Origin of the sequence: Pseudoalteromonas sp. SR45-4 (assembly GCF_014163535.1) — a bacterium.
GTDB lineage: Bacteria > Pseudomonadota > Gammaproteobacteria > Enterobacterales > Alteromonadaceae > Pseudoalteromonas > Pseudoalteromonas nigrifaciens.
The window spans coordinates 1-20,355 of the sequence record NZ_JACJDO010000021.1 but is presented as its reverse complement, the minus strand read 5'-3'; the positions used below and the strand labels follow the sequence as shown (position 1 = coordinate 20,355).

The following is a 20,355-nucleotide window of genomic DNA, read 5'->3' as shown; positions in this document are numbered from 1 at the left end:
AAACCAACGCGCAAAGGTACTTGCGCGTTTTTGTTTTCGTTGTTTAATGGTTTTAATTAATTAGCTTATTTAGTGGTTTAGAAATGATTGGAACTGGTTTGTTTATATCTGATAATGCATTTGATGCAGGCTACTTAGATATTATTGATGATTACTTAAAGCAAGAAGCAAAATCAGTTGCTTCGATAAGCACTAACCAGCGCTTGTATTTAAGTGATTACGATATTGAAATCGCGTCATTAAATGAAAACCTGCCTTTCAATGTTACGCCTGCTTATGACTCAAATGGAAAGCCTAACTTCATAGATGCATCTGGATGTTTAGTTGCTGGTATTTACTCAGGTATGGAAAACGAGGTATACCACTCTCTCGATGCTATTAGCTCTAGCAAAGTTAAAAAATACGCCAAGTCACCAGCTCATTACAAAAGAGCATACGTTGATAAAATTGATCGCAAAAGGATTAGCAAGCAAACAGAGCGTACATTCGATGCTGGTACATATGCACATGAGCTGGTGCTTGAGCCTGAAGGATTTTACAATAGGTACTTTAAACTGCTTAACCAAGTGGACTACCCCAACACCCTTAACTCTCTGGATGATTTGCGCGACAAGTGCAAAGAGCATGGCTTGCCTGTATCGGGCACGAAAGCGGTTTTAATTGAGCGTTTGATTACTGCTGACCCAGCTATAGAAATATTTGAGGAAATGCAAAAACAGCACATAATCGCTAATGCAGGTCAATCAGCTGTTGATAAAGCTTATGAGGTAATAGCAGCCTCATCAAGTCGCACAAACCTAATTGACACACTAAAGCATGATGAAGTTAAACCGCTACTTTTGAAAACAGCTATAGACCCTGTAGTTTGGGATGATGCTCACCGTGCTTGTGAAACAATGAGAAATCATGACTTCGCTAACGCTATATTGCAAGATGGATTTGCTGAGCTTTCTGTTATCGCTGAATGCCCTGAAACTGGCATGATGCTTAAAGTGCGCTTTGACTGGCTGACCCGCGATGGCATACCAGCAGACGTAAAGACAACTCGAAGCGCAAACCCAACGATGGCATCTTATCAGTTCGCTGATTTAGGTTACGACTTGCAGGCGTATATGTATACCTATGTAGGTCGCCTAGCAGGTATACCCTGTCCTGAAAACGTATTCCCGTTTGTGACCTGTGAATACATAGAGGCTGATATATGTGAAGTGCTTGAGCTTTCCGATGAAGATTGGGAGATAGCTGGTAGAAATTTTCACAAACACATTAAAAACCTGAAGCAGTCTATTGATACAGATCAGTGGTCGGGGTACACATCAAATAGCTCTTCGATTTTATACCTACCAAAACGTGGCCGCGCATAAGTAGTTATGCGCCACTCATGTAGGCGCATAACCGACACACACAAGACTTCTGCAACACTGTGGCTATTAAGTACCCTCAAATAGCACCACTTATCACAGATAACTCAGAGTGTTTTTTTATAAAATAGCTTGCATGTTCGACTAGGAATTTAAGTTATGAAAAAACATTTATCAAAAACGGCATTGGCTTTGCTCGCTACACTAAGTTTCAGCGCTTATTCTGAGGTCTTGACTTTATCAATGACTGATATGAATAATTCCAGCGTTGAACAAAGTATATCTGATCAATATTTCAATCCCAAATCAAGCATGAGTATCAAAGTGTCCGGGGGGTTAGACAGAAAGCTAAGGCTAACGCTGAAGTCGAGCGCAGGAATAGCAGTACAAACGCTATCTAGCGATGTTATTAATGTGAGCGACCGCATTTCCGCTCTTGGCCGCGATTACTACGGCAAGACGTTTACTATTAAAAAACCACAAGATGGCTCTTATGTGTTGATCGCTGAAATTATTAATCTCAGCGGCAAGGTACTACAAACAGATTCCTACCCCTTGGTCATTGATACAACACCACCAACAGCCGGCGCACCTATAGCCAAGAGTTATGGTGGGGTTGATGGTTTAAATCAGCCAGCTAACGTTTGGTATACCGGTGAATATCACGATAATAACTATTATTCGCCCAACATAAATGATTCAAATTCTGGTGTATCGCATGTAAATGCCATAATCACTGAAGGCTCAGAGGTATTGAAGCTCTCACGAGCTCAGTATGACCAACAATCCAACCAAGCATATATAGGCAATGGTAATGGGTGGTTTCCTAGTGGTGATGATGGTACGCGATTATTTGGCCTACAATTTGAGGTCATAGATAAAGCTGGAAACAAAGGTTATTCAACTAAACAGCTTATGTATTTCGACACAGTTAATAACCAAGCGGAAATGTATGCCGTTTATGATCCTGACTCAACCAATGTTATGGGTGGACAGACAGGTTATGTGCCCTATAAGCCTGGCATGGAAGTTAAAACCAACCCAGTTCGCTCAATGTTTAGGATAGAACGATCTCAATGGTATGAGAATGCCCGTGGGGGTATTATCCCCAATGGTCACAGTGCGGTTTATAAGGATGTAGACCCGAAATATGTATATGTAGTTTACATACGACCACACAACTTCTTTGATAGAAACTATGTAAAATTTTCTGACCGGCGCACTTGGGCTACTGCTGGCGTTAATTATGATATGAAGCTTGCTAGCACTGCACCATTAGCCCCTAAATCAAGATCAATTCAATATAAATTTTCTGACCGTGGATGGTCTTCTTGGAGTCGCAAAGTAAATGTTGGTGAACTACCATTAGAAGTGCTTGCAGCAAGAGGTACAGCAGATGTTAGAAATTATGATCAAGTGTTTAATCACATGGGGAGTTGCGTAATACCAGCGGGAGCCAGCTACTGCGACATAACATACACTCCAGCGCATGCTTTAAACAAAGGCACTTACGGCAACCTTCACTCTGTCGCATCATTTAAGAGTTCAGATGGGGGCCTGTATAGCTCACCGTCTTGGGCAAATGTTTACTGGAACGGGCAGCACATACCGTCAATAACTTCCACTGAATGGTATCCAAATACAAAAAAAGTAGTAGTACATGCTGTCCAGCCACTAAATGGCTATTACTTCAATGCTATTAATATAACTGACGCTTACTTAGAGTCGAATGGCACAAGACTTCCAGCCAAGCTCACTAAGCGTGAAATGAATGGAAATAACTACTCTTATGAATTTGATTTAAGCGGCCTTGGAGAAGGCAATTATGTAGTGAACGCCGTAATGAAAGAAAACCACGAAAACTACTCGCCAAAAGCCCATGTAGCAACGTTTACCAATGACAACACTGCTCCTAGTATTGCTCTTACTTACAAGGGGTTAGCTATTACAGATATGATTCAAGGTATTTCAGGCCTAGCCGTTACTGCCAGTGATGCTTCTACAGTCAGGTTATTAGATGCAAAACTCCAGGGTGGCCCTGCTAACGATGTTGTTTATTTGGCTTACACTTCGACCGGGGCCACTTCATGGAAGCTAGAGCAACCCCGAATATTTCCAGCCCTACTTGAAAGTGAGCTATATACTTTAACAGTAAGAGTGGTTGATAAGTTTGATAATATTGGGACAACACAAGCAAGCTTTAAATATACACCTGAAAACTGGGTACGGTTAGAAGGCTTAAAAACACTTTCGATAGCAGCTAACATAAAGTTTCGGGATGATAAGCCTGTTGCATTAGTTACATCTTCTGAGTTGAGGACTGACTCAGGTAATTTAGCTACGGGCTTACAAGATGCTATTATTAGTTTAAGGTCGGATGCACCCTACTCTATATATATCGGCGATAGCCTAATTAGCGCAGGTGAAACGAAAGATATTAAGTTTGATTTAGGGAATGCCGGGGGTAAATTAAATATTCCTGTTTACCCAGGTTCCAACGTAAAAGACGGCAGTGCTGAATTTATGATAGAGATACCGCAGCTTAAATCCATCTACGACAAATAAAAAAGCCCGAAAGGGCTTTTTTAATTTTGATAAGTATTAATCGTCATTAACATCCGAATCTTCTGCTCTAGGTATTTTCTTTAATTTATTGATAAGCGCCTCTGGAGCGGTTTCCTTTCTTACTACGCTAAAAAGCTGGATAAAATGCAAGCACCAAGATTCTGTTGGTAGCTCGCATTCCTCGGTAAATTTATCAATATAAACAAGGCATTTTTCTAACACCCCTTGCAGCTCTTCATTTTCAGTATTGAATATATCAGTAATTACAGGTGGGCTAGTAACAGAGCTAGTATCTTCAGCTTTAAGTCCAGCGGATGCGCGTTTATTTTTTTCTTTCCAGTAAAAAGTAATAGATGTTACTTTATTTTTTCTGCCAGCTTTAGATGTATTCTCAATGTAGGTAAGCTCTATATCGGTTTTTTCCGTTATTTCGTTTACAGCTGGTATTAAAAACCTTCGTCTAAAATCGCTCATTCTATTATAAGAATCAGGAAGTTGGTAACGCATAATCAACCAGTCAACACTAAAGGTAACTGAATTTGTTTTAGCTGAGCGGCCGGTACTTTTTTTGCCTTCAGTTTGTCCACTTTGTTTAATTGTAACCCACTGCCTCAATGACTCATAAAGCCTCATTGTATAAGCGCTATTGATCTTGGCTACATTATGAAAAAAGAAGCCCGTGTATTTTGTAAGGTCCTTCATTATGTCAACAAGCTCAGCATTAAAGCCAAGCACAGTTACACCTTGTTTTGGCCTGACGCTTCGCTTAATAGTCCACCCTAAGCCATCGAGAGCTTTTTCTCCATCATCGCCATCTTCTGACGGTATATAGAAAACAACCTCTTTCTTATTAAGGCTACAAGATGCCTTCGAAATATCGCGGCTTATATTTTTGTATGGTTCATTGAATTGAAGTGCGTATTCTTTGTGGCTTATGGTTATATCGAATCGGCCTCTGACCTCCTCTACTTTACCGTTCATGACTTGATCTAGGGCAAGATACACAAGCCGTTTCTCGTTTCTCGACAAGTTATATGCTGCTGTAGTGAGCATGTTTGATTGCCGTAGATAGACTTTATTTTGCTCTTGTGTAGATAACTGCTGCATCTAATTACCCTAAATTTATTGCTTTGGTTCAAAAAGTGTCACGATTTTAACTATGATTTATAGTAAATCAAGATATATCCACACTTTTTTAAATGCGTAAGCGAAAGACCTAGCACTAACAACTTGAATGAACACCTATCTATTTGTGTAAATGCTAGGCAAAGTTAAAGCTTGTTTAATTCAGCAACAAATTAACATCTAAAATAGTATAAATATTGAGCTGTACATAACTAAAAAAAGCGACCCTCTTTTTGTCACGGCTTTATCTTCTCTAGGTCACGATATTGGCTTTTTTAACCCTCTTTAAGTCACGAATCATCTTCTTGACGTCACGGCAACACCTCTACAGGCCTTATACACCAAGGCATACAGGGCACTAAAGAAAGGTTTTAATAACACATAAAAAAAGGCTTATTAATAAAAGGTGTGGATATGTGGATAACTTTTTTTGGGGGGTAAACAAGTAAAACTGGGGGATATTTTAGTTTAAAAACCACCAGCCTTAAAAGCTATTAAAGCCAGTAGTTTCTAAATTAAATGAAATTAAACTCTAAATATACACTTTAAAACGCCATAATAAGCCCTACACGCCACTCTCAGGCTCCAACGCTGTTAATTTAACTCGTAGTACCTCACAGTCTGACTCCGCCTTAAATAGAGCTTCTGACAGACCCATCAATCTCTCTGTTGAACTAGTAATTTGCTCAGCTTGTTTTGTGTTTTGTGTTACCAAAATTGAAGTCCTTTTTTCATTTTCAATAATTCTGGTATTTAGATCCTTAATTGTTACTTTTTGCTTTTCAATCTTTGCTTCAAGTTTAAGTGTATTTTTTGAATCAGGTGTTTGTGCCTTACTAAGAGTTTCAACTTTATCTTTAAGCTCGTTGATTTTTACCTTACTGTCAGAATTTGCAGTGGTTAGATTTTCAACTTCATCATTTTTTTGCTTTAAAGACGCGTTTAATTTAATTAATTCATCATTGAGATTTTTTATTTGCTCATCTTTTTCTTCACTTAAAATATAAAGTTCATTGTACGTGTTTTCCAACTCTTCAAGCGAATCAGTTTGATTCTCAAGCTCATCTTTGAGGTTTGCTATCGTTAACTCAAGCGCCTGCTCTGTCTTTAAGTGGGCTGTTGTCAAATGCTTAAGGCATTCCTCACTTTGTCTGCATGACTCCTTGAGGGAGCTAATAAGCTCATTAGTTTCCTCAGTCATTGATTCAGTTGTACTAGCTTGTAAGTTTTCTATCTCTGCATTTAAAAAGCATATCTTCTTCTCGTAATTGCTTAACTGGTTTAATGCATCCGTTAGTTGAGATTGTAATTCGCTACTAACTTCTTTCTCACTCTTTCTAATTTGATTTATTTCAGCTTGCATCTGCTCTGAAATACGAGGCCAAATATTCGTTGCTGCACTATTTATTTGCACTAAAAAAGCATCAAACCACACAGGTTGCTTGGTTGCCGCATGTAGGCCAAACTTAGCTTTGAAAGTATCTAGCCAGTTGGCGCAATCTACATAAGAGCAACCGACACTTATTGAATGTAAGTCACTAACCTGTATATCTTGCAGTTTGTGCCCATCATTCAATTTGCTAACTATTAATTCGTTAAATTCATTCTTAACTGATTCACTTAATAAAGTCACTTAATAAACCTTTATAACGCTGTGTATTGAAGTCGCAATGATACTAGCAAATACCACCTATTTCATTTGCAACTATAACTTTTATTGGTTTTATTGAAATTAAGGGGGTTGCGCGAATAGAAAGATCGGTGATTATAAGAGTAACCAAAGGGCATACCATTAAAAACTGTGGAGAAAGTGATGGAACTTATAGCGGAAAACTCAACGTACTTATTAAATTTTATAGGCCATGCTTGCGCTAATGCTGATTCTCGTAAAACAAATATACAAGCCTATGACTTTGTATATATTTCTAACAAGCAGGGGATTTTATCTATTAGTGGCAGTAATGGCTCTCAAACATTTACAAGAGAAAATCAGTCTGAGTACATCCAAGCCAAAGGTGATGGTGAGCTATGCGTTGAAGCTAGTAAGTTTTTCCAAATAGTTAGAGCGTTACCTAAAGGTCAGCCAGTTAAGCTCAAAGGGCTTAAAGATAAAGACCGTGCTGTTATAAGCTCTGGCCGTTCTAAGCTTCAGTTAAAAATAATTGAGCCAACTACATACCCGCAACTTGAAGTTTTAAAAAATCAAACTGGAAGCTTCAAAGTTGCTGCGAAAACATTTGTTCAACTAGTTAATGATGCCGCTTATGCTGCTGGCCGTACTGATGCTCGCGCTTACTTAAATTCAGTTTACTTAAAAGCTAAAAATAATACGCTTTATGGTGTGGGTACTGATGGTCATAGGCTGTCTGCTATTAAGCATTCAATTGAGGGGGATGGCAATGCTGATTTAGATCTTGTGATACCTATCAATGCAGCTCTTGTTTTTGCACGTTTAAATGAGTCGGCAGAATTTTTGGAGGTGTCATTTAATGGCAGCCGCGCTCAGTTTAATTGGGGTGGCTTGATTTACAGTACAACGCTTGTTGATGGTAAATACCCTGATGTAATGAAATTGCTACCTACTCGATGCGATAGCAAGTTAGTAGCCAACAAAGAAAACCTTGCTGACTCACTAAAGCGTATGCTGGTCTTGGTGTCTGATGATAAACACCCAAAAGTGCAAATGTCGTTTTGTGACAATCTTATAAAATTTAAAGCCCTATCTAACTCCGATGAAGATTTAGGGCTAGATGAAGTCGCTGGTGCGTCTGCTGGAAACGCAATAGATTTTGTGTACGGCCTTAATCCTCGGTATTTACTAGACGCTCTCAACCACATTCAAGGCGAAAATGTTGAGCTGCTATTTACTGATCAACTAAGTGCGTTTTGTGTCGGAGCAACAGATTGTAAAAATACTAGAGCTTTAATTATGCCAGTGAGAATTTAAATATGAAATTTATCAAAAAAGGTTGTGCATGGTGTGCAACCTTTGATTGCTTTGAAATTGAGTTTAGCGAGAACTCAATGACAGTGAAGAACCCCAAGAGTATTACCGAGTTACTAGTTAGATTTGAAACTCTTTTAGGCTTAGATGAAAACTCATTTTTTTATCGAGAATCAAATCTGCGTTGTGCCGTAGTGCTTCCAATGAACCAAGGGTATATTGTAATTATGTTTAAGGATAACCGACTTTCTATTGCTCAATATATTAATAATGATCAGCTTGTGCAGAACATAGAGCTTTACGCTTAAAATAAATCACTTTCCCAACCCCAAAAGGCTACAAATTTCGTTTGTAGCCTTTTGTATGCATGCTATTACGGTGTATTATTTCTACAAAATCAAAATAAGGCGTTTTAATATGATTAAAACTGTGGCGTTTATGCCTTACAGGGATGCTAGAACCTTAGTTCCTAGCTCCAATGCAGCTCTTATAGTAATACATGAGGCAGGTTCAGCTTTTGATGGGTCAATTAATACTAATGGCTGGGGCTATCATAGCTCCATAGGAATTGATGATGCTGCTTACGACATTGATCAAATAAAAAGCCACGGCATAGAGTTTTATGAATATTTTGAAGGTTGCGCAACTAAAGTTGAGGCACTTAAAATCTTAGTTATGATTAAGATGATTAAGGAAAACCCAAATATTGATGATCTTATTATTACGTGTAGAGAAGGTCGCTCATTATCCGCTGCGGTTGCAAAGTTTGTGGCCTCTTCTAATCGTTTAGAGCTTGATGGCGATACAACACACGCAAACTCGTTACTCTATCGGTTATTGAGCAACCCTTATTATTTTGATGAGGCACTAGAAACATACGTGACCCCTCCAAAGGAAAAGGTTACGACAAAGAAAAAACCTAAGAGAAGTTTATTTCCGCTTGGGTGGATAGATGTGTTAATTGAAAAGATTATTGGCTAAAACTAATAGTGCTGCCTGCCCTGTTATGTTGCTTACCAACACTCAGTTAGCATCATGTATCAGGCAGCCCTAAAACTTCACACTTACCCTGCTATTACGAACTCCCATATCGCACAACCAATTTTACCTATACCTACTTGCGCGTTTAGGAAAGTAAGTAAAACTTGCTCTAACTAAATTAAATATAAATTTGAGGTTTAACATGCCAATTACCCCCACCAGCCAACAACAAGCAGTTATTGATTTTAACGGTGCTAACGCAATAGTTGCTGCTTGCCCTGGTACTGGCAAAACAGAAACCCTTATTGAATTAGTTATTAATAAAACCAACGGGGGTCTACCTGCATCGTCTATATGCGTTTTAATGTTTAACTCTGATATTCAAAAAGAGTTTTCAGAACGAATACAAAGCAAAGGTGTAACTGACTTACCAGCTATTAAAACTTTTCATAGCTTTGCTAAAAGCATTTTAACTGATTCAGGTTATCTAACAGAAAATAACTTACAGTTAAGCTATGACAGTGGTAAACAACAAACCAGTATGGCACTTAACTCTCTGAAATCAACTTCCTTTAAAACTAAGAACCCTAAAACAATAAGTTTAATTAAAGAGCAAAAATCTGCTGACTTACTTCTACAATTTATAGGTTTAGTTAAAGCTCGCATGTTGCCAGCAAGTGAGGTGTTTGCGCTATCGGGCATAGCCAGTTCTTATAGTTTTTTAATTCCTGCATATTTTGAGTTTGAAAAGTTACGACAAAATGCAAAAATCTTGTTTTTTGATGATTGGATTGGTGCAGCCGTCAAATTACTTAAAGCTGACTCTCAATATAAAAAAACTTTTTATAAAAAATATTCATTATTTCTGATTGATGAATTTCAAGATATAAATGATTGCCAGTATGAATTAATAAAGCTTATTAAATACGTTAAAGCTAGTGTTGTTGCTGTTGGTGATCCTGATCAATGCCTTTACTCATGGCGTGGCGCAAACCCTGAGTTTATGCTTTCATTTGAAAAAGAGTTTGTTCCATGTACCCGCTTTAATTTAACCACTACTTTTCGATTTGGTGAACAACTCGCCAGCGCAGCTAACAATCTCATAAAAAATAATAAAAAACGATTTAATGCTCTCATGCAATCAGACCCAAGCACACCAGCAACCAAGGTTCAGTTAATAGAAACACCTAAGCATGCAGCAGACCTGGTTGATGCGGTAATAGATACATTTAAAGTAGGTGATAAACCCTCAGACAGTGCAGTTCTTGTAAGAAGGTGGTCGCAAGCAATGCTATTTGAGTTAAGCTTTTTAATTAGGCGTATACCTTACTGCTTACCCAATCAGTATTCTCTATCAAACTCAAAAGAAATAAACCTTTTAGTTACGTTACTTACGTTCGTGAGCGGCAGCGATTTCTATCTAAACCACAATGAAAGGTCGCAAATGTTGTTCGGACTGTTAAAGCAACCCCAAACCTATGTTCAATACTCTGTATTAGCCGATATTGCATCGAGACTTGGCTGCTTGGATATAAAGCAGTGGCGTTCAGCTATTGACTCAATTTGTCACGCAAACCCAAAAAATAAAAACTTAGAAAATGTTAGGGAGCGGATTAACGCAATTGCAGACTTAATGATGATAAGTAAGCGGCCTGCCTATGAAGTATTTAATAAATACTTAGATGATATTAAAATAAAAAGTTGGCTTATAAAAACATCCACTTCAACATCAGAATACACAGAACACCAAGATCGTCTTAGTTGTATTTCTACAGTATTAAAGGGCTTAAACCTAAATAGCTTAGATGCATTAGAATATTTTAGAAAGTTAATTATTATGTCTAAGTCCTCAGTTGATCAGCAACACGGAGTAGCGTTGACCACCATATTCAGAGCTAAGGGGTGTGAATATAAAAACGTATTCTTACCATTTTGGGATGCAGATGTAATGCCAATTAAAGGCGTTTGTGAGTCCTCTTGGATGGAAGTTAACGAAGAAGAAGAGCGCCGCTTAGCTTATGTTGCACTTACTAGGGCTACACATTCAGCTAAAATATTTTGCTCGAAGAAAGCAGGAAGTGAACCATTTAAAAATGCCAGCAAATTTGTAAAAGAGCTTAAGTTAGCAAGCGTTATTAATAGTTAATAACACTTTGTGTGGTATTTAAAATGATTTATTTACTTTCTTTAAATACCGCACATCAAAGCCTTACTCAGCTTTTTAAAACAGTATAATTGCATGCAATAACTGTTAGCTTAAAACCAAAAAAATTATAAAAAACTTTCTATCTAACCGTGTCATATTCAGACTTTAATAAAGTGTCTTTACACAATTTAATATTTTCCTATTTCAGCTTTAAGCGACCTCAAGCTGTCACGAGTTTTATTTTTAAACTCAGAAAGTAGAAATAAACTATACTTTTACCGGTTGCGCGTTCTAGCTTTTAAATTACCTTATGTATCAAAGTTTACAAAAAAACCAGTGAGAAAGCTTGATGCGTAATTTATCAATAAATACTTGGCCATATCGAACACCTGAAAACCCATTTCATTTTACAGTCAGTGAAATGAAAGAGCTGAAACCACTTATGCTTAGATTAAGCAATGACACTAAGCATTCATCAGAATTAGCGTTTGAAAACTCTTTAGCTCACCGCTCTGCCCCGGTAAATGTTGACGCATATGTGTTCTCTGCTGGTGGCAACCTGCCTGCACACGTTAAGGCAGAAACACCTTTACGAAACCTTGCGTATTATGCCTATAGCACTAAGCCAGACATCCCGTTTTACGGGTATAAAGTTAAAAAGGTTTTAAGGCAGCTTTCAAGTAATGTGAGGTCGCAATCTTCGAGCCTTGAGACAGCTTTTAAAGCAAGGTTTTTTACTGGCAATAACCAAAGCCTATTTGGTATGACTGTTGGTTATACTCAGAGTGGCGCTATAACATTAAGAGTTCCGGCGATCATAAAAGATGAAATCAAAGCATCAATGCTAACGCTAGATAATTGTAATAGAAATATGGTGTTAATTACTAAACTTTATGGTTATTACAAGCGCCTAATTAAAGCTATGCTAGTGCACCAAGCATCTGTGTTTGTTAAATGTGCAAATATTTCTTCATGCTCTAAGTTACTTGTGGGTATTGAGTTGGGCGAGCGTGTCTTTTTCGCAGTGCAAAACAACCTTAAATCATATCCGAAAAGCCAAGTGATTTGCTTGGGGCTATCTCTTAAAGAAAAGCAACCAGAGGACGTATTTATAAGCGAGGCTATTGCTGATGCTGTTGTTAACTCCCTGTCTGAACATGAAAGTGTAGCGGTTAACCTTTTGAGCTGGTCTAAAGCTCGATTTGAGTTAAGGCCTCAAATTGACACTACTTATAGCACCGCTGAAGAGTTAGATGCGTTAAAGTATGTTACAACCGGATCAGGTAAAGCGATTACAGAGTTAAATGAGATTGGCCCTTATAAAATAGTAGGCAAAAATAATAAAGTTATTGCCTCCGTAAGTAGGTTGTCTACAGCTATAGATTTTGTTCGCTCTAATTCAGAGGTATTGGAGTTATTTTAAATGTAAAAATTAATTTTCAATATTTTTTGTGGCATTAATATCTAAAATCTTTATTTGCCACTTTTTAATTTCTTAAGTTTTGCTTTACAGGCTACCTGTGTGGTAGTTAAAAATTACAAGGTTTTTAAGGGGGTCTTGGCGCGGCCTGCGAAGACAAAAAAAAGCGCCAAGACCAATTGATTAAATTAAAGCTGATATGCCATTTTTGAACTGTCATAGTTTAAACTGACAGGCGCTAAACATAACTCAAGTATATTACAGCCTCATTTTTAGCCAAAGTAAGGCTTTATGTGTTGAGTTGGTGGCTTATCTGTTTGGCAGTGGAGCAATTACTTAGGCATTATTATAATTAGCGGTTTTACCCACAGGTTTTGGGCCGAAACAAACTTAAATACGCTCGCTCATAACAAGTCCATATACAGTTGAAAGTATATGGTGGCAATTGTATTTCTTCAAGTTAGTGAGCCACCAGCAAAGTTTTTACATCCCTAGCTTCCAGCACTCAAACGTTACGCGTGCTTTCCCTAAGTCTTCCAATGTGTTCGATGCAATAGCTATTGCCTGCATATCTACATCAAGGTTTGATTGTATTGCACTAGTTGAATACCCTTTTTGTTTTAGGGTTTTAATCTGATTATTTGCTAGTTGCGCTTCCTCTTTCTGTTGATCTATTTCCGTGCTGAGCTTTAAATATGTGCTTTCTATAAATGAACACTCTTCTTTCCAGATCTTAAGTTTTTCAGGATCTATCTCATGTTCTATCCTCGATTTAAATACACTGTATTCGTAATTAAACTCTAAATAATCGAAGTTTAAATTATTAATTTCAGGAGTGTGTGCGCTGCACTTTTCTTTGAATGACTTTAACTTAACGGTAGTTGCATTGGTTAGGTTGTCTATGAGCTGGGCGTTATCACCTACCCTTTTGTTGTATACGTTAATTGCGAGTTTCTCTATGTCACTGCCAAATTTAGGGTAAGCCTTGTTTAGTGAAGATGAAATGCTATCAACGTTTTTCTGAATGTTACTTTGCAATACGTAGCATTCGGCATCAAGCTTTTCTTGCTTGGTTGGAGTGTAATTCGTGTTGTAACCGGGGGTTATCAGCAATCGCTTACCATTCCTTGCATCGCCTTTTTCTTGTTGTACCGCTATAGCTGGGAGCGTGAATACCGCTGTGATTAACAGGCAGAGAGTTGTTTTCATAATGGTGTCCGTTATTAAACTTGATTTTTAAGATCAGTTGCCTTGCGATTTTAACTTATAGCGTTAGTATCAGTTATGCAGCCGTAAAGAGCAATAATGCTAAGTGGTTTATTGAATATTTGTTGTGTAGGAATTTTTAAATGACATCAATAATAAGAATTTTATTAAGTGGTTTACTGCTTGTATCAATGAGCAGTCATGCAGAAATAATAGAGAGGCAATATGAGGGCTTTAAAGTCTGGGTCGATTGTGAATTAAGGGGGCACATTATGTATGACTATACAATCGGTAAAGACACTGCGAACCTAAAGAGAAAATCTAATTTTAGAATTGATAAAGAAGTACCCGCTCGATGCCAGCAAAAAAGCAGCTCAACATACAGAATAAACGGTAAAAGTGTTTTTGATAGAGGCCATAGTGCTAGTTATAACCACTTAGAAACTAGTAAGTTGGCTGCTAGTCAGTCAGATTACATGACTAACATCTGGCCTCAACATAGAGTCTTAAATCGCGGGGCTATGTATCAATCAGAGGTTATAGCTGAGTGCTACAGAGAGATTGAGCCTTTGCGTATAATTGGGGGGCCAGTTACCAGTATCCCACCAGTAAACAGTGATTATTTTGTTAGTCATGGCATCCATACTCCTGGGGCGTTTTGGAAAATTCTAATTCGTAATAATCGTGCAATTGCTTGGGTGATGCCCAACACCAGCGAAGCAGCTAAACACAAACTAGATGATTATATAGTGTCAGTTCGGTATTTAGAAAAACTCATAGGCATGCAGCTACCCGTGCCTGAGCACATAAAAGATCTGAAACCACATCAATCTTGGTACATCCCAAAAGGCTGTGATTTAAGCTAAAAGAGATTTCTAACATAAGTGTATAACCTTATTTATTGAAAAATGAAATTAGGCTATTGCGCGTTTGTTGAATGCGCTTATAACTATATTTAATTAACTGTTTAGCATTTGCTAAAAACTTAAAAAGGGAAATGAAATGTTTGTTGTATCTGTTCTAGCGTGTCTAGCTCTTTTGTTTACTCTCATATATAGGCTCTCTAATAATTTAAGCTTTGCTTTTAGTGGTTGTGCCGTAGCGTCACTTATGTTTTTTTGCTCATTAATCTTTGTGAAGTACGAAACAAGGTATGTCAGTATAGATATGGAGAGCCTACTCTTGTACTCAATAGGATTTTCATCCGTACTCGCGGTTTGCGCTGTAATTACGGAGGTGGCAAGGTTAACTGTAAACAATCTTAATAATGCATGTGAATCTACAGATAAATAATAAATAATGATTTGCTTTCGTGCTAAGTTATCTCTGCTTGTTAGCTACACAGAGATTGTTAGGCACTGCATAGTGGCAACGGGATGCACAGTATGCAAATGGGTCATGTAAAAGAAGCGGTAGCTTTTGCTAGAAAGCACTGTAGAGTTCTGTAACTAGACTTTAAATAGGTATTACTGTCTTTGGCTTTAATACCTATATTTATATAATGTAAAATCAATCTTTAATCTCCCTGTCACGCTCTTACCCAACTGTTTTAAGTTAATAGACTTCCCCTTGCTGTGCTTAATAAATTTTTAAAGTTGCTTCCTCACCGTAATTTAATGGGTTGCGCGTTCATACTTCTATCGTTAAATAGGATCAAGAAAACAATAACGTGTTAATTAGAGGTGTTTAATGAATTCTATTAAAGATTTAAAAAACAATATGGCTAGCTTTGAACTGAATAGCCTTAAGTATTTGTACAACTGTGCTGGTGATTTAGTTTGCAATCCGGTACCGCCTTTCTGTGACATTACCAAAGCAGCAGAGTTAGTTGAAATATCAGCAGGCTGGGAAGGTGCAGAATATGCCGTAGCATTACGGTGGGGTGTCCTTGGTGTGGTTGCTGAAATTAAACTAGACAATCAAGAGCAAGTTGATTTGCAGAATTTGATAGACGATTTGAATACGGTATATACAAAATACAATGGCAATAATGGAATAGCGATAGGGTTATTGTCTGTTGAAGGTGAATTGTGGCCGCAGCTTTTCATCCCGAGTGATGTTGTACTCGGTTACCAAAAGCTATTAAACAGTGTCAAAAACGAATTTTTAAACGTTTTAGATAAACATTGCTTTGCTTAATGGTGATGTTCACTGGGTGTCCTAGCGGCACCGCAGGTTTTAAGGCTAAACACCGAGTGTCCTCTGCGACTTGAAGGAGGTCGCTTGAAACGTCTGTTGCAACCCGTATCGGTAGGGCTTAACTCATGGTGTTCTGTGGGTGTTCTGTAAACCTCTTGGAGCGTCGCAGTTAATTAATTACATGTGTCGCTTAAAACTTATGTAGATATAGAGATTGGTGCGAGTATAACCTGTGACACTAATACTCCAATCCGTTTGAAAATATAGCCGCTTATTGAACACCGTCTTGGTAGTTTATAGCACACCAAAACGGCGTTTTAGGATTTACTGTCCTCCGACAATTATTCAGTCGCGGTACTGTTACCAAGTGTTAAGGGGGATATGCTGTAGCTTTATCTAAACAAAATAGAAATGTAAATCCACAGCCAATCAGAACTACAAAAAACATCCAAAAGAAAATAATATAATGAGTCATCATGGATGCAATCATTGCAGGTGGCGAGACAACTTCAAAAAGCAATGCACCGAGAAGTGAAATAGGCAAAAATACTATTGCGATCAATTTCAAAACTCTAATATTATTTACCTCATTCTTACCCCAAACTCGGCAGCGTAGATATTCAACCATTAATTACTTCCTCTATATAATGACAACAGAGCCTTACTTGATAGCATCGGCTCTACATTTTTGTTACTGCTTCTAAATTTATTCATTCAGTTGTCGTTACATTCAATATTTCAAACATAAAATTAGCTGTACCTTCAAGACCTTTTTCGGCTGGGATTACTGGTAAGTATATTCGGCCATCGTTGCTACTTAAATCAAAATCCCACTCATGAGTTTCACCCGGTGCAATTGTCCGCTCTAATATATTAATTGAAAATTCCGAATCTGATCGGAGTGTAAAAACAACAGGTATTTTACCAGATATTAATTGACCGTCATTACCCCTCAAAGGTGTGGACACTATTTGGTATAGTGGCTCATCACCTCGGTTCAGCAATAGCTTATTTGTTGTTAATAACCTACCCGCCTTAAGTGTTACTACATTAGCTGGAACATAACGCATAATCATAGATTTAACTGACTCGTTACCATATTCATCAATAGCTTCTATAGAAAGGGTATAGCTCTCCCCTTCTTGTAATGATGGAAATAACCGAGGGTATTCTAGTTTATATTCGTTATTACCTGTGCCCACCCAATCAAGCATAAGCTTGTCATTTGCAGGACCACCGACAATGGTTACAGATTTGATTTGCGAGTTAGATGCATCCGTTAATTGAATGTTTAATGACTCTAGCCCTTTTACAATGTCGTTATTAAGTAAGGCATCATTTTTGTTATTGATTGTGATCACGGGGCTTGAATTATCAGCCTTAACAGTACCAATTCTTTTTCTAGCTGAGTTACCTGCACTGTCATAAGCGACTACATCAAGTGTAAACTCGCCGTCAGGCAATGACTCTAAGCTTGCATTAAATGTAAAGTGCGGCACTGTATAGTTAGCTACTTGCCCTTTTATCGTATGTATGTCACCTGTATGTACGTTTTTTGCCTCAATAAATGCCGTTGCAATTCTGAAATCAACATAGTGATTAGGGCCTGCATGGTTCCATATTAGGCCACTTACAGTTTTATTGGTCTGGTCTATGTTCATTTCTTCAATTCGAGGGGGCGTTAAATCAACCTTGTAAATCAGAGTAAACGATCCGTGGTTAGCTGAATTTTCTCGGTAGGACGTAATACCGTAGTTTGTGTGGATCATCTTTCCATCTATGTCTTTAAGCTTAATATTGTAATTAATAGTGCAATTATCATCGCCTGCTTTTACTGTGCATTTTTGAGGGCCATAACTTGCACTTACAATTTGGTTATAAGCTTGCGGTTTTACTCTTACGTTCACATTGCTCAATTCTGACCAGCCACTTTGCAATCCAGTCATTGCGTTATAATAGTTACCGGGTGGGAGTTTGCTGCGCAACTGCTTTTCATGTTCATTAAGCGGCCCCTCAACTTCAAATGTATCTTTATTATCAAAAGTAATAGTTGCCCCAAGTATGTTTGGTGGTGCACTTTCAGCTGTGAAGTTTGAACCTATATTTAAATAACCGGTACATAAATCCCCGGTGTTAACTCTTTGCCCTATCAAGGTGCCATTTGATGTAGGTACTTTATTTGCTGTAGCGTAATAAGCGTAGTTGTTATCCACTGATAAAGGGGATTCTGTAATGTCGTATCTACCGTAACCCAATCCGTATCCTTTTACGGGGTCGGCGTAACGGCTTAACTCTATTGGTACTTTGAGTATAATCGAAAGAGGGTTGTGCGGTATTAAGTCCCCAGGCGTGAAAGCTCTGTAGCCCGCTGAGTTAGGTACTCCAGGTATGCCGCTGGAGCTTGGATCTGTAATGCCAATAGCTCTTTGAATTTGGTTTATATGCTTACTATTTGGTGTATCTTTATCAAAGTTACACGTAACCCAATGAAATTCAGAAGAAGTCGTAGCGCTATTACCCGCAGTATCTACTACTTTTAACTCTACTTTTACATCGCTGCTGTACGAAGGGAATTTGCCGCGTACTCCATGGTAAGCTCCTGAATGGTTGGCATTTTGTAAAATAGCAAAGTGGCCGCTTATTATAGCGTCGTACTCACCATGCAGTACCCACTCATTTCCTTGTTGTTCAAACACAGTGTATTTTGCCGTGTCTATACCAGCACCTTCTATTTCAAAGTTAGCGTCTATTTGGTTAACTTCACGTATAGATAAAACCCTTTTTCCATTGTGAACCCATCTAGGTGGGTTGTACGTGTTGTTAGGGTGTTGCACGTTCAAGCTTGTTAATGTTGCACCGGATGTATCTATTGTTAGCTTTGAGCTTTCTGTTTTTATTAAAAGATTATCTTTATCATAAACATTTTGTGTGAGTTCGTATTCTATATCGGTTCTTAGTGATGGTAGCGCAAAAACATGGCCATAAAAATCATTACCCAATGGGTTTTTTATGCGGTCATTCACTGTTATATAATTTGAGTTTTCTCTATAAATATCTAGCCCAGAACTTGTCTTCAGGTGCAGCTCGGTTTTTCTGTCGAGCCCAGCTGACACACCAACTTTTAGTCCATTAGACTTATTAATAAATGCTTTAGGTGAAACAACTCCAACTTGTGGGATGTCATAGAAAATCACTTCAGCAGTAGCGATATTCGATATTAGCGCTAACCCAGAAACCCCAAGTATACTTTTTAATTTTACTATCACTTTAAACACCAGACGGTCATAATTAGTTGTGAAAATTATACCAAATGCAATAGTTTACATAGTTATTTACTCCCTCTATTTAGCAGGTGTTAATTATAAACGCTGGTTGAATGCTGTTAAGTAGTGTCATTTGAAGTATGTTGATACATTCGATCATTTATAAAACCAATAAAAAAATATAGTATTGCGCGTTTAATACATGGAGTTAAGATGAAAGCATATTAAGTTAATGCAGAGATTATATACGATGGATAAAACAGCCGTTCAAGCAATGATTAAGAACCCTAAGCTAGCAATGGAATTCCAATTAACAGGCAAGTTACCGAGCGTTGAAATGAGCCCAGCTACACCCCTGCGCAACCTTATAGATAAGATTCCTATGCGTATGCGCTCTAGCTTTAAAGGAATTAAACTAAGTCCTGAGCTTGGCTTTAATTCAGCAATGCAATTCCATACACTGAGCCAACTTCACACTTGGCTTGGTGCAAATCAAAAAATAGTGCGGGGCAAGCGTATGGCTTACATGTCGTATAGAAAAGCGGGTTTCACCAAGCGCCTAACAATTGATGTTCTTATAGAACATTGTGCAATTGCCCCCTTTGAAAGTGAGCTTAATGTTTTGCCTATTTCAATACAAAAAAGGCCAATCACATAAAAAGCAATTGTCAGCGAACATTAAAAGTTGAAACTTTTGTAGATTTAAACTTTATTTATCTTTTAAAAAAGACATTAAAGATTGAAACTTTATCGAAATTTTCGAGAAAACCCATTGATAGACGCGAAGCGGTGTCGATGGGTAATTCACCTCTCTTTTTCTTTTTTCACCCATATTGCTATCAGTGCAAAAAGAAAAATCAGGATCGTTAACTAACCGCCTAACCTTTGCCAAGCTGAACAAGTCCAATCTAATTAGACCATCAATGTTACGAACAGATAAACTTTGAGGCAAAGGTGTGCAAAAGTGATTTTTTACCTCTACACTGATGCTAAAGGGTTTTTCATTATAATTTAAGGGTTTTCTTGTGGCAAATATCGTATTTGATAAAGATTTTGGACGTTACACTTCGAGTTTTGTTGACACTCACATACTGGGTGCAGAATGGATTGCACAATGCAGTGGATTAACAGTAAAAGAATTACATCAAAAAATTAATGAGCATAAGGATTTAAAGGAACTTGATAATATACTGATGCACGCGAGT

The 20,355-nt window shown here is 37.8% G+C and carries 16 protein-coding genes; 11 read left to right on the top strand and 5 right to left on the bottom strand.

Annotation, left to right across the window (positions count from 1 at the left end):
• Window positions 1-83 precede the first annotated feature (83 nt).
• Both H5058_RS10385 and H5058_RS10380 read left to right on the top strand, forming a co-directional pair.
• Window positions 84-1,364: a PD-(D/E)XK nuclease-like domain-containing protein gene (locus H5058_RS10385; RefSeq protein ID WP_182678025.1), complete on the top strand. Its 1,281-nt coding sequence runs from the start codon at window positions 84-86 to the stop codon at window positions 1,362-1,364.
• Window positions 1,365-1,520: 156 nt separating this feature from the next.
• On the top strand, window positions 1,521-3,926 hold the full coding sequence (locus tag H5058_RS10380; RefSeq protein WP_182678023.1) for an Ig-like domain-containing protein: 2,406 nt from the start codon (window positions 1,521-1,523) through the stop codon (window positions 3,924-3,926).
• 36 nt (window positions 3,927-3,962) lie between these two features.
• Here H5058_RS10380 and H5058_RS10375 read toward each other — a convergent pair whose 3' ends face one another.
• Both H5058_RS10375 and H5058_RS10370 read right to left on the bottom strand, forming a co-directional pair.
• A complete protein-coding gene (locus H5058_RS10375) occupies window positions 3,963-5,033 on the bottom strand; it encodes a RepB family plasmid replication initiator protein (RefSeq protein ID WP_182678020.1) in 1,071 nt (356 codons plus the stop codon).
• 583 nt (window positions 5,034-5,616) lie between these two features.
• Window positions 5,617-6,684: a hypothetical protein gene (locus H5058_RS10370; RefSeq protein WP_182678018.1), complete on the bottom strand. Its 1,068-nt coding sequence runs from the start codon at window positions 6,682-6,684 to the stop codon at window positions 5,617-5,619.
• 180 nt (window positions 6,685-6,864) lie between these two features.
• On the opposite strand from H5058_RS10370, the gene dnaN reads away from it, so the two are divergent.
• From dnaN to H5058_RS10345, 5 genes are all read left to right on the top strand, one after another.
• Window positions 6,865-7,998, top strand: coding sequence for a DNA polymerase III subunit beta (gene dnaN, locus H5058_RS10365; RefSeq protein WP_182678016.1), 1,134 nt, complete (start codon window positions 6,865-6,867; stop codon window positions 7,996-7,998).
• Between the two features lie 2 nt (window positions 7,999-8,000).
• Entirely contained in the window at window positions 8,001-8,303 is a 303-nt protein-coding gene (locus H5058_RS10360) for a hypothetical protein (RefSeq protein WP_182678014.1), read from the top strand.
• A 109-nt stretch (window positions 8,304-8,412) separates the two neighbouring features.
• On the top strand, window positions 8,413-8,976 hold the full coding sequence (locus H5058_RS10355; protein ID WP_182678013.1) for a hypothetical protein: 564 nt from the start codon (window positions 8,413-8,415) through the stop codon (window positions 8,974-8,976).
• A gap of 202 nt (window positions 8,977-9,178) precedes the next feature.
• Window positions 9,179-11,122 carry an ATP-dependent helicase gene (locus tag H5058_RS10350; RefSeq protein ID WP_182678011.1) on the top strand — a complete coding sequence of 648 codons (1,944 nt, stop codon included), beginning with the start codon at window positions 9,179-9,181 and terminating at the stop codon, window positions 11,120-11,122.
• 349 nt (window positions 11,123-11,471) lie between these two features.
• Window positions 11,472-12,545, top strand: a complete 1,074-nt coding sequence (locus H5058_RS10345) for a hypothetical protein (RefSeq protein ID WP_182678009.1) — start codon at window positions 11,472-11,474, stop codon at window positions 12,543-12,545.
• Window positions 12,546-13,025: 480 nt separating this feature from the next.
• Here H5058_RS10345 and H5058_RS10340 read toward each other — a convergent pair whose 3' ends face one another.
• Entirely contained in the window at window positions 13,026-13,751 is a 726-nt protein-coding gene (locus H5058_RS10340) for a hypothetical protein (protein WP_182678007.1), read from the bottom strand.
• Window positions 13,752-13,891: 140 nt separating this feature from the next.
• Here H5058_RS10340 and H5058_RS10335 point away from each other — a divergent pair, with 140 nt between their 5' ends.
• Together H5058_RS10335 and H5058_RS10330 are read left to right on the top strand one after the other, a co-directional pair.
• Window positions 13,892-14,614 carry a DNA/RNA non-specific endonuclease gene (locus H5058_RS10335; RefSeq protein WP_182678005.1) on the top strand — a complete coding sequence of 241 codons (723 nt, stop codon included), beginning with the start codon at window positions 13,892-13,894 and terminating at the stop codon, window positions 14,612-14,614.
• A gap of 823 nt (window positions 14,615-15,437) precedes the next feature.
• A complete protein-coding gene (locus tag H5058_RS10330; protein ID WP_182678004.1) occupies window positions 15,438-15,887 on the top strand; it encodes a hypothetical protein in 450 nt (149 codons plus the stop codon).
• Window positions 15,888-16,257: 370 nt separating this feature from the next.
• Here the strand turns inward: H5058_RS10330 and H5058_RS10325 are convergent, their stop codons facing one another.
• A complete protein-coding gene (locus tag H5058_RS10325; protein WP_182678002.1) occupies window positions 16,258-16,515 on the bottom strand; it encodes a hypothetical protein in 258 nt (85 codons plus the stop codon).
• 82 nt (window positions 16,516-16,597) lie between these two features.
• Window positions 16,598-19,153: an Ig-like domain-containing protein gene (locus H5058_RS10320; RefSeq protein WP_182678000.1), complete on the bottom strand. Its 2,556-nt coding sequence runs from the start codon at window positions 19,151-19,153 to the stop codon at window positions 16,598-16,600.
• A 247-nt stretch (window positions 19,154-19,400) separates the two neighbouring features.
• Between H5058_RS10320 and H5058_RS10315 the strand changes: the two genes are divergently transcribed.
• Both H5058_RS10315 and H5058_RS10310 read left to right on the top strand, forming a co-directional pair.
• Window positions 19,401-19,808, top strand: coding sequence for a hypothetical protein (locus H5058_RS10315; protein ID WP_182677998.1), 408 nt, complete (start codon window positions 19,401-19,403; stop codon window positions 19,806-19,808).
• 367 nt (window positions 19,809-20,175) lie between these two features.
• The coding region (locus H5058_RS10310; protein ID WP_182677996.1) for a hypothetical protein at window positions 20,176-20,355 on the top strand (180 nt) is incomplete at its 3' end.

What these genes read in the sequence shown, in the direction of transcription:
- dnaN (WP_182678016.1), top strand. Translation starts at nt 6,865, where the DNA reads ATGGAACTTATAGCGGAAAACTCAACGTACTTATTAAATTTTATAGGC.
- H5058_RS10385 (WP_182678025.1), top strand. Translation starts at nt 84, where the DNA reads ATGATTGGAACTGGTTTGTTTATATCTGATAATGCATTTGATGCAGGC.
- H5058_RS10315 (WP_182677998.1), top strand. Translation starts at nt 19,401, where the DNA reads ATGGATAAAACAGCCGTTCAAGCAATGATTAAGAACCCTAAGCTAGCA.
- H5058_RS10330 (WP_182678004.1), top strand. Translation starts at nt 15,438, where the DNA reads ATGAATTCTATTAAAGATTTAAAAAACAATATGGCTAGCTTTGAACTG.
- H5058_RS10375 (WP_182678020.1), bottom strand. Translation starts at nt 5,033, where the DNA reads ATGCAGCAGTTATCTACACAAGAGCAAAATAAAGTCTATCTACGGCAA.
- H5058_RS10350 (WP_182678011.1), top strand. Translation starts at nt 9,179, where the DNA reads ATGCCAATTACCCCCACCAGCCAACAACAAGCAGTTATTGATTTTAAC.
- H5058_RS10345 (WP_182678009.1), top strand. Translation starts at nt 11,472, where the DNA reads ATGCGTAATTTATCAATAAATACTTGGCCATATCGAACACCTGAAAAC.
- H5058_RS10380 (WP_182678023.1), top strand. Translation starts at nt 1,521, where the DNA reads ATGAAAAAACATTTATCAAAAACGGCATTGGCTTTGCTCGCTACACTA.
- H5058_RS10335 (WP_182678005.1), top strand. Translation starts at nt 13,892, where the DNA reads ATGACATCAATAATAAGAATTTTATTAAGTGGTTTACTGCTTGTATCA.
- H5058_RS10340 (WP_182678007.1), bottom strand. Translation starts at nt 13,751, where the DNA reads ATGAAAACAACTCTCTGCCTGTTAATCACAGCGGTATTCACGCTCCCA.
- H5058_RS10325 (WP_182678002.1), bottom strand. Translation starts at nt 16,515, where the DNA reads ATGGTTGAATATCTACGCTGCCGAGTTTGGGGTAAGAATGAGGTAAAT.
- H5058_RS10355 (WP_182678013.1), top strand. Translation starts at nt 8,413, where the DNA reads ATGATTAAAACTGTGGCGTTTATGCCTTACAGGGATGCTAGAACCTTA.
- H5058_RS10360 (WP_182678014.1), top strand. Translation starts at nt 8,001, where the DNA reads ATGAAATTTATCAAAAAAGGTTGTGCATGGTGTGCAACCTTTGATTGC.